This window comes from uncultured Sneathiella sp., from assembly GCF_963976355.1.
Taxonomy (GTDB): Bacteria; Pseudomonadota; Alphaproteobacteria; order Sneathiellales; family Sneathiellaceae; genus Sneathiella.
This window is the reverse complement of record NZ_CAXBKA010000003.1, coordinates 1-15,296: the sequence shown is the minus strand read 5'-3', so window position 1 is coordinate 15,296 and position 15,296 is coordinate 1. Positions and strand designations below refer to the sequence as shown.

The 15,296-nt window shown below is 54.3% G+C and carries 14 protein-coding genes, 4 tRNA genes and 1 pseudogene; 18 read left to right on the top strand and 1 reads right to left on the bottom strand.

From position 1 onward, the window contains the following. Positions 1-34: 34 nt before the first annotated feature. From AAC599_RS07020 to AAC599_RS07010, 3 genes are all read left to right on the top strand, one after another. Positions 35-1,204: an aminotransferase gene (locus AAC599_RS07020; protein WP_340149697.1), complete on the top strand. Its 1,170-nt coding sequence runs from the start codon at positions 35-37 to the stop codon at positions 1,202-1,204. A gap of 50 nt (positions 1,205-1,254) precedes the next feature. Beyond that, a tRNA-His gene (locus tag AAC599_RS07015) sits at positions 1,255-1,331 on the top strand. 221 nt (positions 1,332-1,552) lie between these two features. After that, a complete protein-coding gene (locus AAC599_RS07010; RefSeq protein WP_340149696.1) occupies positions 1,553-1,936 on the top strand; it encodes a hypothetical protein in 384 nt (127 codons plus the stop codon). Positions 1,937-1,985: 49 nt separating this feature from the next. Here AAC599_RS07010 and AAC599_RS07005 read toward each other — a convergent pair whose 3' ends face one another. Then, a complete protein-coding gene (locus AAC599_RS07005; protein WP_340149695.1) occupies positions 1,986-2,216 on the bottom strand; it encodes a PGPGW domain-containing protein in 231 nt (76 codons plus the stop codon). A 138-nt stretch (positions 2,217-2,354) separates the two neighbouring features. Here AAC599_RS07005 and AAC599_RS07000 point away from each other — a divergent pair, with 138 nt between their 5' ends. The 15 genes and pseudogenes from AAC599_RS07000 to AAC599_RS06930 all read left to right on the top strand — a co-directional run. Beyond that, entirely contained in the window at positions 2,355-3,770 is a 1,416-nt protein-coding gene (locus tag AAC599_RS07000) for an amidase (RefSeq protein ID WP_340149694.1), read from the top strand. 4 nt (positions 3,771-3,774) lie between these two features. After that, positions 3,775-5,265, top strand: coding sequence for an NAD(P)H-hydrate dehydratase (locus tag AAC599_RS06995; protein ID WP_340149693.1), 1,491 nt, complete (start codon positions 3,775-3,777; stop codon positions 5,263-5,265). Positions 5,266-5,356: 91 nt separating this feature from the next. Continuing rightward, entirely contained in the window at positions 5,357-5,590 is a 234-nt protein-coding gene (locus AAC599_RS06990; protein ID WP_339634807.1) for a hypothetical protein, read from the top strand. Between the two features lie 254 nt (positions 5,591-5,844). Beyond that, positions 5,845-5,929, top strand: a tRNA-Leu gene (locus AAC599_RS06985). Positions 5,930-6,021: 92 nt separating this feature from the next. Further along, positions 6,022-7,494, top strand: coding sequence for a trigger factor (gene tig / locus AAC599_RS06980; RefSeq protein WP_340149692.1), 1,473 nt, complete (start codon positions 6,022-6,024; stop codon positions 7,492-7,494). 89 nt (positions 7,495-7,583) lie between these two features. Beyond that, a complete protein-coding gene (gene clpP, locus AAC599_RS06975; RefSeq protein WP_340149691.1) occupies positions 7,584-8,228 on the top strand; it encodes an ATP-dependent Clp endopeptidase proteolytic subunit ClpP in 645 nt (214 codons plus the stop codon). 211 nt (positions 8,229-8,439) lie between these two features. Then, complete coding sequence (gene clpX, locus AAC599_RS06970) at positions 8,440-9,702, top strand: ATP-dependent Clp protease ATP-binding subunit ClpX (protein ID WP_340149690.1); 1,263 nt, start codon at positions 8,440-8,442, stop codon at positions 9,700-9,702. 116 nt (positions 9,703-9,818) lie between these two features. Further along, positions 9,819-12,230, top strand: coding sequence for an endopeptidase La (lon, locus tag AAC599_RS06965; protein WP_340149689.1), 2,412 nt, complete (start codon positions 9,819-9,821; stop codon positions 12,228-12,230). A 151-nt stretch (positions 12,231-12,381) separates the two neighbouring features. Further along, positions 12,382-12,657: an HU family DNA-binding protein gene (locus tag AAC599_RS06960; protein ID WP_293960990.1), complete on the top strand. Its 276-nt coding sequence runs from the start codon at positions 12,382-12,384 to the stop codon at positions 12,655-12,657. Positions 12,658-12,770: 113 nt separating this feature from the next. After that, positions 12,771-12,847 (top strand) — tRNA-Val (locus tag AAC599_RS06955). 274 nt (positions 12,848-13,121) lie between these two features. Beyond that, positions 13,122-13,198: transfer RNA gene (locus AAC599_RS06950), tRNA-Asp, on the top strand. A gap of 215 nt (positions 13,199-13,413) precedes the next feature. Next, on the top strand, positions 13,414-13,779 hold the full coding sequence (locus tag AAC599_RS06945) for an NADH-quinone oxidoreductase subunit A (RefSeq protein ID WP_340149688.1): 366 nt from the start codon (positions 13,414-13,416) through the stop codon (positions 13,777-13,779). Further along, positions 13,770-14,318 carry an NADH-quinone oxidoreductase subunit B family protein gene (locus AAC599_RS06940; protein WP_340149687.1) on the top strand — a complete coding sequence of 183 codons (549 nt, stop codon included), beginning with the start codon at positions 13,770-13,772 and terminating at the stop codon, positions 14,316-14,318. The genes AAC599_RS06945 and AAC599_RS06940 overlap by 10 nt, the downstream gene beginning before the upstream one ends. A gap of 21 nt (positions 14,319-14,339) precedes the next feature. Further along, positions 14,340-14,948, top strand: coding sequence for an NADH-quinone oxidoreductase subunit C (locus AAC599_RS06935; protein WP_340149686.1), 609 nt, complete (start codon positions 14,340-14,342; stop codon positions 14,946-14,948). Then, positions 14,948-15,296, top strand: a pseudogene (locus AAC599_RS06930) (NADH-quinone oxidoreductase subunit D); the annotation flags it as partial. The gene AAC599_RS06935 and the pseudogene AAC599_RS06930, both read left to right, overlap by 1 nt.

The window sequence follows — 15,296 nt, the reverse complement described above, 5'->3', positions numbered from 1 at the left end:
GTCGGGAAAAATAATATCTCTGACAGGATCTAGCGTGAAAAATACCAGTGATGTGCTCAGCAACTTCGGGACAACGATCTTCGAGGTGATGTCCAAGCTTGCAATCGAGCATAAGGCGATCAACTTGGGACAGGGTTTCCCCGATGAGGATGGCCCCGCCGATATCCGCCATGCCGCCGCCCGGGCGGGGGAGGAGGGGCCGAACCAGTATCCGCCGATGATGGGCATCCCGGAGCTTCGGCAAGCCGTTGCCGCGCATGATGCGCGCTTCTATGGCCTCAGTGTCAATTGGCAGACGGATGTGCTGGTCACCTCCGGTGCGACGGAGGCGCTGGCGGCCAGTATGCTTGGCCTGATCAATCCGGGAGATGAGGTGGTCCTGTTCGAGCCGCTTTATGATTGCTACCTTCCCATGATAAAGCTGGCGGGCGGCATTCCGAAATTTGTCCGCCTCGATCCCCCGAACTGGGAGATTGACGAGGCGAAACTGCGCGCGGCGTTCAGTGACAAGACCAAGCTGATCCTGATGAACAGTCCGATGAACCCGACGGGCAAGGTTTTCAGCCGCGAAGAGCTGGAACTGATCGCGGAGCTCGCCATCAAGCATGATACCTATGCCATCTGTGATGAGGTATATGAGCATATTATTTTCGGGAACAAGAAGCATCTCTCGCTCCTGACGCTGCCGGGCATGGGGGAGCGGACGGCGCGTATTGCCTCCGCGGGCAAGACATTCTCTCTCACGGGCTGGAAAGTCGGTTATCTGACGGCCACGGCGGAACTGACCGCGCGCATCGCCAAGGCGCACCAGTTTCTGACCTTCACGACTGCGCCGAACCTGCAGAAGGCGGTGGCCTACGGGCTCGCCAAGGATGATGAATTTTATCAGGATCTGAAATCCTCGATGCAGTCGAAGAGGGATATTTTCCGTAATGGCCTCAACCGGATCGGCTTCACGACGGCAGATTGCGACGGCACCTATTTTATCAATGCGGATATCAGCTCGATCGGCTTCGATGGGACGGACGAGGAATTCTGCCGCCTGATCACGACGGAGGCCGGGGTTGCCGCCGTCCCGGTCAGTGCCTTTTACCAGTCCGAAGGCGCGCGCACGAATTTCGCCCGCTTCTGCTTTTCCAAAAGGGACGAAGTGCTGGAGGCGGCAATCGGGAAACTAGCTGATTTTTTTAAACGGGCAGGCTAAAGTTTTCTTGACCGGTCTCGATAGGATCGCTAAACAAGGCGGCTCCTGCGGCGAGCGTAGCTCAGTTGGTTAGAGCGCCTGACTGTGACTCAGGAGGTCGGGGGTTCAAGACCCCTCGCCCGCCCCAAATTCGAAAGCCCCGAAGTCATTCGATTTCGGGGCTTTTTTTGCGTTTGAGTTATGGCGCCGGTGCACATATTGTAGCAGTTGGAAGGAAAAATTGTCTTGGAACGTGTTATGGTTGTCGGATGTGCGGGGGCGGGAAAATCGACTTTCTCGCGGGAACTTGCGCGGCTCACCCGGTTGCCAATAATATCACTGGATCAGATTTTCTGGAGACCGGGCTGGATGGAAGGCGACCTCAGCGTTTTCGCATCCAAAATATCGACGCTGGCACAGAATCCTTATTGGATAATGGATGGAAATTATGGTCGTACGCTCTCGGCCCGGCTTGCCTATGCGGACACTGTTATTTTTCTCGATATGCCAAGGATGCTCTGCCTTTGGCGCGTGATCTTCAGGACAGCTCGCAGTTATGGTCGTGTACGGGAGGATATGCCCGAAGGATGTCCTGAGCGTTTTGATTGGGAATTTCTGAAATATATCTTGAATTTTAATGCCGTTCACCGACCCAGGCTGGAAGACTCCCTTGATGGATTTGTCGGCAGGGTTGTGATTTTAAAAAGTAGGAAAGAGGTTGCCAGCTACCTTGCGGTAATTGGAAAGAGCTGAATTTGTGAAAAACCTTATTTTATGGGATTTAAAGCTGCATAATCAGGACTTAATTTTGCTGCTTACCTCTTCCTTTCCATTTTTTCCCGATCCAGACTTCCGCTTTCCGTCGCCATCGGCGGAGGTAAGGAGAGTCCGCGGAAAGGATGATGAGGCCGAGGGGGATCATCCAGAATCCGAGGACGGGCAGGAAACCGAGAATGCCGCCAAGGACTAGGGCCCAGCCCACGATCAGGCGTCCCAGTCTGGTCTTCGGCGTCTTGATATTGGGTTTTCTCATGATTTCCGTCAATGTGCCACTCGTCGCGGGCCGTTTTCATATGACGTTAAAAAATGGCATCGTCAAGGAATGGTGGTTGCCCGAAGCGACCTCAATGCCTAATCTCTTTTCCGGCAACAATATCAAGCGGGGGATGATATGACCGACGATCTGGCCTATGCAACGGCGACGGAATTACTTGAGGGATACAGGGCAGGAACAATTTCACCTGTGGAGGCAACGCAGGCGGCCCTGTCCCAGATTGCAAAATACAACGGTGCACTCAATGCGTTTGTACTGGTGGATGAGGAGTATGCCCTGAACAGCGCCCGGGAATCCGAAGCGCGCTGGCAGGCGGGAGAGCCCATAGGTCTGGTTGACGGCATCCCGACAACAATCAAGGATATTTTGCTTACAAAAGGCTGGCCGACATTGCGGGGCTCCCTCAGTGTCGATGTTGCGGGACCGTGGAATGATGATGCTCCCTGTGTTGCCCGCCTGAAAGAACATGGTGCGGTCCTGCTCGGGAAGACGACCTCGCCGGAGTTTGGCTGGAAGGGCGTGACCGACAGCCCACGCACCGGCATTACCCGGAATCCTTGGAACACGGATATGACACCTGGCGGGTCCAGCGGTGGCGCCGCGGCGGCGTGCGCGTCAGGCATGGGCGTGTTGCATGTCGGAACGGATGGCGGTGGCTCCATTCGTATACCAGCGTCCTTCACCGGAATATTCGGGATCAAACCGAGCTATGGCCGGGTGCCTGCCTGGCCGCTCTCTCCCTTCGGGACGGTGGCGCATGTCGGGCCGATGACCCGTACGGTAACGGATGCCGCGCTCATGCTGCGGGTGATGAGCGGGCCGGATGCGCGCGACTGGACAACCCTGCCGCCCGTCGATACGGACTATGTTGCGGCTCTGTCCGCCTCGATCAAGGGCAAGCGGGTCGCCTATAGCCCGACGCTCGGCTATGCGGCGGTTGATCCGGAAGTAGCGGCAGCGGTCAAGAGGGGCGCCGAGCTTTTCTCGGAACTTGGCGCGAATGTCGAGGAGGTGGATTTCCTGTTCGAGAATCCCCTGCCGATTTTCAATGTTCTCTGGTGGTCCGGGGCCCGCTATGCACTTCGCAATCTGACGGACAAACAGCTGAACGAGCTTGATCCAGGCTTGCGCCGTGTGTTCGAGGAGGCGGCCTCCATCACGCTTACTGATTATATGGATGCGGTTCAGGCGCGCGGGGATCTTGGCATGCGCATGAAACAGTTTTCTGAAACCTATGATCTGTTGCTGACACCCTCGCTTGCCATTCCGGCCTTTGAGGTTGGCAAGCTGGCGCCGACGGAACTGGAAGAGGTCGGCGGCTGGGTTGACTGGACGCCGTTTTCCTATCCCTTCAACCTGACGCAGCAGCCGGCCTGTTCCATTCCCTGCGGCCTTAATTCGGAAGAATTGCCGATCGGACTGCAGATCGTCGGCCCCATGCAAAATGATGCAGCGGTCCTGAACGCGGCCTATGCCTTTGAACGGGTATCGCCTGTTGCGGCGGCCCGCTCGGACCTTGCAAAACTGGTCTGATCGGATGTCCCTGCCGACCGAACTGCTGAGCGTGGAGGAAATGTATCTCGCGGACCGCCTGACGATTGAGGGCGGCGTGGCCGGTGCCATGCTCATGGAAGCGGCAGGCGAGGGGATCGCGGCGGAGATACAGCGAAAATACCCATCCGGTCGCGCCCTCATTCTTTGCGGCCCCGGCAATAACGGCGGTGACGGTTATGTCGTTGCCCGTCTGTTGCAGGAAGCAGGCTGGCAGGTCGATCTTGCTTCCATCTCCGATCCGGAGTTGCTGAAAGGGGATGCCGCGCTGATGCGGGATCAGTGGAACGGTCCCGTGTTGCCGCTCGCACGGGCGGAAATCGCTGAAGTCGATCTGGTGGTGGATGCCATCTTCGGGGCGGGTTTTTCGCGTTATCTTGAGAGTGATATCACCGCCTTCTTCGCGCGGATCAAACGTGATCAGATTCCGGTGGTTGCGGTCGATATGCCAAGCGGCGTCAACGGGGATACCGGGGCGGTGGATGCCGGTGCCATACCGGCGGCGATGACGGTGAGCTTCTTTCGCGCAAAGCCGGGGCATTTCCTCTATCCGGGCCGCGCCTATTGCGGCGAGCTGAAGATTGTCGATATCGGCATCGACAGTGATTGTCTGGAAGAGATCGATCCCGAGACTCATCTGAACGATCCGGAACTCTGGCAGGACGACTTGCCCTCACTCGGACCGGAAATACAGAAATACAGCCGTGGCCATGCGGCGATAGTCGGCGGCGGCACCGCCGCGACCGGGGCGGCAAGATTGGCCGCCCGCGCCAGCCTGCGGGCCGGGGCAGGGGCGGCGACTGTCGTCAGCCCGCCGTCGGCGCTACAAACCTATGCGGCCGCACTTGAGGCTGTAATGGTTGTCTCTCTAGCGGATGGAGAGGCGTTTGAGAGCTGGCTTCGCGAGAGGCGGGTCGGAACCGTGCTCGTCGGTCCGGGGAATGGTGTCACCGAACGGACCCGCGAGTTTACAAGCCTTGCCCTTGAAAGTTCGGCAAATGTTATTATCGATGCGGACGGGTTGACGGTCTTCAAGGATGACCCCGATACGCTGTTTTCGCTGATTGGGGAAAAGGAGTATGGCGAAGTGGTGCTTACACCCCATGAGGCGGAGTTTGAACGTATTTTCTCTCTCGCGGGATCAAAGCTTGAGCGGGTGAGAATGGCAGCCTCCCTCTCAGGGGCGGTGGTTTTGCTGAAAGGGGCGGACACCGTCATTGCAACGCCGGATGGTAAGGCCGTTATCAATTATAACGCGCCGCCATATCTTGCCACGGCAGGATCCGGTGATGTCCTTGCAGGACTGATTACAGGATTTTTCTCAGGCGGCATGAGCGCGTTTTCCGCCGCTTCCGCCGCCGCCTGGGTGCATGGAGAAGCAGGGGAGGCCATCGGTCCCGGCTTGATTTCCGAAGATATTGAAACGGCTATTCCGTCTATTTTGAGAAAAGTTTTAGACAGTCATAAAAATGCCTAAAATGCGTTGCATTTCTCAACCGTTTTTTTACGAATTGCCCGTATTAATTACGTATAACGGAAAAATTAGGCTTTTATTTTGGGTGAGTAGCATGTTTTTCAAGAAGCAAAGTTTACGCGATCGGATCGCTTCAGGTGATATTTTTTACCGCGGGATGATGTTGAGTCTGCAGGAACAGGCTAAGGTTCTGCGCATTACAGATGACGACCAGGGTATTCCACATGTCCATTACGAGAAGACGGTTCTTCGGACCGGATATCAGGAACATGCCGGAACTAACGTACTGGCCCTTGCGATATTTGAACGGGATTTCCATGCAGCATAGTTCCATTATGCCCGTTTGACGGTTATCCGGCCTATACAGACAAACCATTGCTAATGATCCTTTCATCCTGCTAAGGTGATGTGATTGGTGTCGATTTCACCCCACCGATACATACCTTTTCTGTCGTTTATACTTTTCTCGCCCTTTATTGGTAATTCCCCTAGTCAATCCCAGAAATCATATGCTATAGACAGCCGCTCCCGGTTCGGGCGGATGCAATTTTTTGCAGGCGCTGCCGGGTTTAAATTCGAGATGCGGGTGTGGCGGAATTGGTAGACGCGCTGGTTTTAGGTACCAGTTTCTTACGAAGTGGGGGTTCGATTCCCTCCACCCGCACCAAGATGTAAAGGAAGCTTTCGAGCTGGCGTTTCCCGTCACAGGATGTGAGGGGGAGCGTTTATTGCTAAATAAAAGATGACGGGCGATCGTTCATGCAAATTACACAAACTAACTCTGACGGCCTAAAGCGGGATTTCACGATTGTTGTTGAGGCCGCGGAAATCGACACCAAGGTTACGAACAAACTGACCGAGGTTGGCGCGGAAGTCAAACTTCCGGGGTTCCGCCCGGGGAAAGTGCCACTTGCCATTTTGCGTCAGCGGTTCGGTAAATCCGTCATGGGCGAGGTGCTTGAGCAGACGGTTAATGAAGCAAGCCAGCAGGCGCTGGATGACAACTCCCTGCGCCCGGCCCAGCAGCCGAAAATCGAAATCACCAAATTCGATGAAGGGCAAGACCTTGAATTCACGATTGAAGTAGAGATCATGCCGGACTTCGAGCCAATGGATTTTTCCAAGCTGAAGCTTGAAAAGCCGGTTGCCGAAGTCGAGGACGGCAAGGTTGAAGAAGCCCTCACGGAAATTGCCGGTCAGCAGAAAAATTTTGTTGCCATCTCCGGCAACCGCAAATCCAAGGAAGGCGATGCGCTTCTGATCGATTTCGTCGGCAAGGTCGACGGTGTCGCCTTTGACGGCGGGGCGGCGGAAGGCCATCAGCTGGAACTCGGTTCCAATTCCTTTATTCCCGGTTTCGAGGAACAGCTCATCGGAACGAAAGCTGGCGATGACGTTGAAGTCAAGGTAACCTTCCCCGAAAATTACGGCGCGGAGAACCTGGCCGGTAAGGATGCTGTATTCGAAGTCAAGGTTCATGAAATCCGCGAAGCGGCGGATGTCGAAATCAATGATGAGTTTGCCACCAAGCTCGGCCTTGAAAATCTTGATGCGCTGAAGGATGCGGTCCGCGGCCAGATCGAACAGCAGTATAACCAGCTTTCGCGCCAGTCCTTGAAACGCAACATGCTGGATGCCATGGCGGAAGCCCATGATTTTGATGTTCCTCCCGGAATGAAGGACAGCGAGTTCGAAAATATCTGGAAACAGTTCGAACAGGAACTCGAACAGTCTGGCCAGAAACTGGAAGATCAGGATCAGTCCGAGGAAGAACTGCGCGAGGAATATAATGGCATTGCAGAACGCCGCGTGCGTCTCGGCTTGCTGCTGGCGGAAGTCGGCCGGATTAACAATATCGAAGTCTCTCAGGATGAGGTCAACCAGGCGATGGTTGCCCAGGCCCGGAACTATCCGGGACAGGAGCAGATGATCTTTGAGATGTTCCAGAAACGCCCCGAGATGCAGGCCCAGCTCCGTGCACCGATCTTCGAGGACAAGGTAATCGACTTCATCGCGGAACTGGCAACGGTGACGGAGAAGAAAGTCTCAATCGATGAACTGATGAAGGATCCGGACGAAGAGGAAGCCGCCAAGCCGAAGAAAAAGCCGGCCGCGAAGAAGGACGCTGCTGCGGAAAAAGGTGACGCGAAGAAAGCGGCCCCTAAAAAAGCCGCAGCCAAGAAACCGGTCGCGAAAAAGCCTGCGGCAAAGAAAGCGGCCGAAAAGAAATAATTCGTATTTCGTTGATGTGGATTTACAGTTGCGTTCGTCGCTCCTATATGCTGACGTGGCGCAACTGCTAAACTTAAGGAAAATCGAGAATGGTTGATGTCATCGACACCTATATGAATAATCTGGTTCCAATGGTCGTGGAGCAGACAGCTCGCGGAGAGCGGTCTTACGACATCTTCTCCCGTCTGTTGAAAGAGCGGATTATTTTTGTCACCGGACAGGTTCAGGATGGCATGGCGGGGCTGATTACGGCGCAGCTTCTGTTTCTGGAAGCCGAAAACCCGAAGAAGCCGATTTACATGTATATCAACTCTCCGGGAGGAGTGGTCACGTCCGGTCTCGCAATCTATGACACGATGCAATATATCAAGCCGGACATCGCGACGGTCTGTATCGGTCAGGCAGCATCCATGGGCTCCTTCTTGCTGACAGCCGGAACAAAAGGCAAGCGCTACAGCCTTCCCAATGCCCGCATCATGATCCATCAGCCGTCAGGCGGCGCGCAGGGACAGGCCACGGATATCGAAATCCAGGCCCGTGAAATCCTTAAAGTCCGGGCGCGGCTGAACAAGCTCTATGTCGAGCATACGGGACAGCCGCTGGATGTGATTGAGGCGGCAGTAGAGCGTGACAACTTCATGACCGCGGAAGAGGCGAAGGAATTCGGCCTTGTCGACGAGGTCGTTGTCAAACGCCCCGGCCTGGACGATGAAGACGAGAAAAAGTCCAAATAAGCCCATCTTTGCGGGCGGATTTATAAATTTTTTCGTAATACAGGCGGTTTTGACGCCCTGTTAACGGAAAGTTGAGTCAAATTCCGTATTATGTATGCTCGCGATGATCATGACGTTTTGCGTTGCATGATTTCGCCGGGGTAAACATTATTGTTGTCGCCCGCGACGACGATGGCTAATATGCAAAGTCGAACGGACTATTGGAGTATTTATGACCAAATTAAGTGGTGGAGATTCGAAAAATACCCTGTACTGCTCCTTCTGCGGCAAAAGCCAGCATGAGGTCAGAAAGCTGATCGCGGGACCAACGGTGTTCATTTGCGATGAATGCGTAGAGCTGTGCATGGATATTATTCGCGAAGAGCACAAAAGCACTCTGGTAAAAACGAGCGATGGCGTTCCCACACCAACGGAAATCTGCAAGGTTCTGGATGACTATGTGATCGGCCAGTTTCATGCGAAGCGGGTTCTTTCCGTTGCGGTCCACAATCATTACAAACGGCTTCACCATAGCGGAAAGTCGGATGATGTGGAGCTGGCGAAGTCCAATATCCTTCTGATCGGCCCGACCGGTTGCGGTAAGACATTGCTGGCCCAGACTTTGGCGCGCATCCTGGATGTCCCGTTCACCATGGCCGATGCGACCACACTGACAGAGGCCGGTTATGTTGGTGAGGATGTCGAAAATATCATTCTCAAGCTGCTGCAGTCTGCCGACTATAATGTGGAGCGGGCGCAGCGCGGCATCGTCTATATCGATGAGGTCGACAAGATCAGCCGTAAATCCGACAATCCGTCGATCACCCGGGACGTTTCGGGTGAGGGCGTGCAGCAGGCACTTCTGAAAATTATGGAAGGGACCGTGGCATCGGTTCCGCCGCAGGGCGGTCGCAAGCATCCGCAGCAGGAATTCCTGCAGGTGGATACGACGAATATCCTGTTCATTTGCGGCGGCGCGTTTGCCGGCTTGGACAAGATCATCGGCTCCCGCGGCAAGGATACGTCCATCGGTTTCGGCGCTGCTGTGGAGGCGGAAGAGGATCGCAATGTCGGAGAGACATTGAAGGATGTCGAGCCGGAAGATCTTCTCAAATTTGGCCTGATCCCGGAATTTGTCGGCCGTCTGCCGGTTGTCGCAACGCTTGAAAATCTGGATGAGGAAGCCCTGATCGAGATTTTGACATCACCGAAGAACGCGCTGGTCAAGCAGTATCAGCGGCTGTTCGATATGGAAGATGTCAAGCTGACTTTTACCGAAGATGCTCTGTCTTCGATCGCGAAGAAGGCGATCGTCCGCAAAACGGGCGCCCGGGGCCTTCGCTCGATCATGGAAAATATCCTTCTGGACTCGATGTACGATCTTCCTTCGCTCGAAGGTGTGGAGGAAATCGTTATTAATGCTGAGGTGGTTGACGGTGGTACCCAGCCACTCCATATATATGCTGACCGGCAGGACGCGACGAGTAGCGCGTAGTCCGGCCTTTGGGGGAGGGAAATCTTCCCTCCCGCTCTTTATTATTTAGTCAGGACCAGCATATATTTCCCGCCTGTGCGGGGTATTCCAGATCGCCGGTCCCAGAAGGCAACAAGATGATTGATACACCCCGTACCCAGATTTTCCCGGTTCTTCCGCTCCGCGATATCGTCGTTTTCCCGCATATGATCGTGCCGCTGTTTGTCGGTCGCGATAAGTCCGTGCGGGCACTCGAAGATGTCATGAAGGATGACAAGCAGATCCTACTTGTCGCGCAGAAGAACGCGAGTCAGGACGATCCGGGAGAGGATGACATTCATCGCGTCGGAACCATTGCTTCCGTTCTACAGCTGTTGAAACTTCCCGACGGGACAGTAAAAGTCCTGGTTGAGGGCGGGGAGCGCGCGCGGATCGATGAGTTTCTGTCAAATCCCGATTTCTTCCAGGCACATGCCGAAATTCTGGAAGAGAAGGATGCCGATACGCCGGAGCTTGAGGCGCTGGCCCGATCCGTGATTTCCCAGTTCGAGCAGTATGTGAAGCTCAACCGCAAGATTCCGCCGGAAGTCCTCGTCTCGCTTAATCAGATTGATGAGCCGTCTAAGCTTGCTGATACAATGGCATCCCATATGGCCTTGAAAATTTCCGAGAAGCAGGAACTTCTGGAAATTGAGTCAGCGTCCGAGCGGCTGGAACGCGTCTATGCGCTGATGGAAGACGAGATCGGTGTCCTGCAGGTTGAGAAGAAAATCCGCAGCCGTGTCAAGCGCCAGATGGAGAAGACCCAGCGCGAATATTATCTCAATGAGCAGATGAAGGCGATCCAGAAGGAACTCGGCGAGGGCGAGGATGGCCGCGACGAGTTGACCGAACTTGAAGAGAAAATCGCCAAGACCAAGCTGACGAAGGAAGCGCTCGAAAAATGTAATCAGGAGATGAAGAAGCTCCGGAACATGAGCCCGATGTCGGCCGAAGCGACCGTTGTTCGCAATTACCTTGACTGGATCACCAGCCTGCCGTGGAACAAACGCACCCGCATCAAGAAGGACCTTGTCCGGGCAGAGAAAATTCTTAATGACGATCATTATGGTCTGGAAAAGGTCAAGGAACGCATCCTTGAATATCTCGCCGTGCAGCAGCGGATGAAGAAAATCCGCGGCTCGATCCTGTGTCTCGTTGGTCCTCCCGGTGTGGGTAAAACCTCGCTCGGCAAGTCGGTTGCCAAGGCAACGGGCCGCAACTTTGTGCGCGTCGCCTTGGGCGGCGTTCGGGATGAAGCGGAAATTCGCGGCCATCGGCGGACCTATATCGGCTCCATGCCGGGCAAGGTCATCCAGTCGATGAAGAAGGCGAAATCCAGCAACCCGCTTTTCCTTTTTGATGAGATCGACAAGCTGGGGAATGATTTCCGGGGCGATCCGTCATCGGCGCTCCTTGAAGTGCTCGATCCCGAGCAGAATACGACATTCGCCGATCATTACCTAGAGGTCGAGTTTGACTTGTCGGAAGTGATGTTCATCTGCACGGCGAACTCGCTGAATATGCCGGGGCCGCTGCGCGATCGCATGGAAATCATTCATCTGTCGGGGTACACCGAAGATGAAAAGGTGGAGATCGCCAAGCGTCATCTCGTTGAAAAGCAGATGAAGGCCCACGGTCTGAAGAAGAACGAATGGTCGATTACCGATGAAGCGATCCGCGATCTTATCCGCTACTACGCCCGCGAAGCCGGCGTTCGTAATCTGGAGCGGGAAATCGCGAAGCTGTGCCGTAAATCGATCAAGGAGATTATTACCGACGGCGTCAAGTCGGTTGCCATTACATCCGACAATCTCAAGGACTATTCCGGTGTCCGAAAATATCGCTTCGGCGAAGCGGAGGAAACCGATCAGGTTGGCCTCACAACAGGTCTCGCCTGGACAGAAGTCGGCGGCGAGTTGTTGACGATCGAAGCGGTCAAGTTATACGGCAAGGGCCGTATGCAGATCACAGGTAAACTTGGCGATGTGATGCAGGAATCTGTTCAGGCGGCAAAGAGCTACGTGCAGTCGCGCTGTCTGGAAATGGGTGTCAAGCCGACGGATTTTGACAAGCACGACATTCATGTCCATGTGCCGGAAGGCGCAACCCCGAAAGACGGTCCGTCCGCCGGGGTGGCGATGGTCACTTCGATTATCTCAGTGCTGACGAATATTCCGGTGAGCAAGGACATTGCCATGACAGGCGAAGTTACCCTGCGGGGCCGGGTGCTGCCGATCGGCGGTCTGAAGGAGAAGCTGTTGGCTGCCCTGCGCGGTGGTATCAAGACAGTGCTGATCCCGAAAGACAATGAAAAGGATCTGGCGGAAATTCCCGACAATGTGAAAGAAGGGCTCAAGATTATTCCGGTTGCGGAAGTTTCAGAGGTGTTGAAACATGCCTTGACGAAGCCGCTTGTGCCGTTGAACTGGAGCGAGGAAGAGCTGGCGAAAGAACTTGCCGGGGCGTCGGCTCAGCGAAAAGTTGAGGATGGGGTAACAACCCACTGACTTTAATCAAAAACCGGGTCAAAACCGCAGAAAAGTTGGGGATATCTTGATTTTTCCCTTTGACCCGGCGCAGCCGACAAACTAGTATGCGACCGTCTTAAACGAATTTATTGATAAGATATGTTCAAGTCTAAATTGAAGGGGGCTTATAGTGAATAAGAATGATCTCGTTGCCGCAGTTGCTGACATTTCAGGTCTGGGTAAAGCAGAAGCAGGAAAAAGTGTTGATGCGGTTCTCGAAGCGGTTTCCAGCGCTTTGAGCGGTGGCGATGAAGTGCGCCTGGTCGGCTTTGGTACGTTCAGCGTCGCTGATCGCAAAGCCTCCGAAGGCCGCAATCCTCGCACCGGTGAAACCATCAAGATTCCGGCTTCCAAACAGCCGAAATTCAAAGCCGGCAAAGCCTTGAAGGACTCGGTTAACAAGTAACACAAGCGGTTACGGCGAAATACGGAAGCCAGATCCAATTTTTTGGGTCTGGCTTCGTCTTTTTTGCTTCCCATGGCCGGTGTTGATTGATATACACGGGCTCGCTTGAATATGGGTGATTAGCTCAGCTGGTTAGAGCATCTCGTTTACACCGAGAGGGTCGGGAGTTCGAATCTCTCATCACCCACCATTTTCCCGAAAATACATCCCTGTAACGCGGCATCGAACTGACGTCGGTATGGGCTGTTGCTTTGATCGTGGTTTCCTTAAACAGTGGATTGATTTCCCTGAGGGCTGGATTATTTCGGGTGAAAGAGCGTGCGATTCATGTGAGTGGCGCGCGCCGTTATTTTGAAAACTCGGGTGTTTTTCAAGGCATCAACCGTGCTTGAAAATTTATTCCAAAAAACTGTTTATGCTGCTTGACAGGGCCGTTTGGGTCCAATACAAAACAGCGTCCCTGCGGGGGTGTAGCTCAGTTGGTTAGAGCGCCGGCCTGTCACGCCGGAGGTCGCGGGTTCGAGCCCCGTCACTCCCGCCATTTCTTCCAAATGATAATTGTTTGCAACTGGTCTGCGCAAATTATTCACGGGCGTTCCCGTTGCCGTTCGGCATTTTAAATTATGGCGGAATTTTGTTGCTAAATCGGTTTTCTTCCTTATAACCCGACACTATAATGCTGTATGTATTTGGTAGGAGGGATTGCCACCCACCGGGCCAATCAAGGCCTGCTCCGGAGTGGCGGAATGTAATATTATGGAAGCCTTGCTTATAGAATATTTACCCATCCTGATTTTTCTGGGGCTTGCGGTCGGGTTGTCAGCGGTTATCGTGGTTGCCTCGATAATTGTGGCAGCGCAGCATCCTGATGCCGAGAAACTCTCTCCCTATGAATGTGGGTTTGAGCCCTTCGACGATGCCCGCAATCAGTTTGACGTCCGATTTTACCTGGTCGCCATCCTGTTCATCATTTTCGACCTGGAGGTGGCGTTCTTGTTCCCCTGGTCGATTTCACTTGGCGGGGTGGGGTTGTATGGTTTCTGGTCCATGATAGTGTTCCTCGGAATCCTGACAATCGGCTTTATTTATGAATGGAAGAAGGGAGCTCTGGAATGGGAGTAAGTTCTGAACCGGTCGGTGTGGAACCTCGTCCCGGCGCACAGGATCAAGACGCTTTTTTCCGCGATATCGGCAACGAGCTTGACGACAAGGGGTTTGTCGTAACGCAGGTCGATAAGCTGGCGAACTGGGCCCGGACCGGGTCGCTGTGGCCGATGACCTTCGGCCTTGCCTGTTGTGCGGTGGAAATGATGCATGCCTGGCAGCCTCGTTATGACATGGAACGTCTGGGCGTTGTCCCGCGCGGGTCGCCCCGCCAGTCCGATGTGATGATTGTTGCAGGAACCCTCACCAACAAAATGGCGCCGGCACTCCGCAAGGTTTATGACCAGATGGCGGAGCCGCGCTATGTGATTTCCATGGGGTCCTGCGCCAATGGCGGCGGCTATTATCACTATTCCTATTCCGTTGTCCGCGGATGCGACCGGATCGTCCCGGTCGATATTTATGTGCCTGGCTGTCCGCCAACAGCTGAGGCGTTGATTTACGGCGTGTTTCAGTTGCAGAAGAAAATTCGTCGCACCGGAACATTTTTGCGCTAAGCGGAAGGGATCGTCAGTAACATGAATGAAGCGCTTGAAGAGCTGGGCGAGTTAATCACGGCCGAAAATTCCGCCGACGTGATCTCTACAAAGGTTGCCTTTGATGAGTTGATCGTCGATGTGCGGGCGGAATCGGTTGACAAGGTGCTCGAATTCCTCCGCAACGATTCAAATTGCAAATTTGAGGTTTTATGCGACGTTTGCGGTGTCGACTATCCGACGCGCGCCAAGCGTTTTGATGTCGTCTATAACCTGCTCAGCCTCCGTCATAATCAGCGGATCATCGTGAAGGCACGAACAGATGCCCGGACGCCGGTTCCGTCGGTCGTCGGGCTGTTCCCGGCCGCCAACTGGTTCGAGCGGGAAGCCTGGGACATGTATGGCATCATGTTCTCTGGGCATCCGGATTTGCGCCGCATGCTGACCGACTATGGGTTCGAAGGGCATCCGTTGCGTAAGGATTTCCCGCTGACGGGATATGTCGAGTTGCGCTACAGTGAAGATGAGAAACGGGTTGTTTACGAGCCGGTTAACCTGACACAGGAATTCCGCAAGTTCGATTTCGAAAGCCCCTGGGAAGGAGCCAAATATGTATTGCCTGGCGATGAAAAAGCGGAAGGGCAGGGCTGATGGCTGAAATCCAGATCAAGAATTACACGCTGAACTTCGGACCCCAGCATCCGGCCGCCCATGGCGTGTTGCGCATGGTGATGGAACTGGACGGTGAGGTGGTCGAACGCATCGATCCGCATATCGGGCTTTTGCATCGCGGTACGGAAAAACTGATCGAGCACAAGACCTATATGCAGGCGATGCCCTATTTCGACCGGCTCGACTATGTCGCGGCGATGAGTCAGGAGCATGCCTTTGTTCTGGCGGCGGAGAAGTTGCTGGGGTGCGAGGTGCCGATCCGCGCACAATACATCCGCGTCCTGTTTTCGGAAATCTCCCGCGTTCTTAATCACATCATGAACGTTT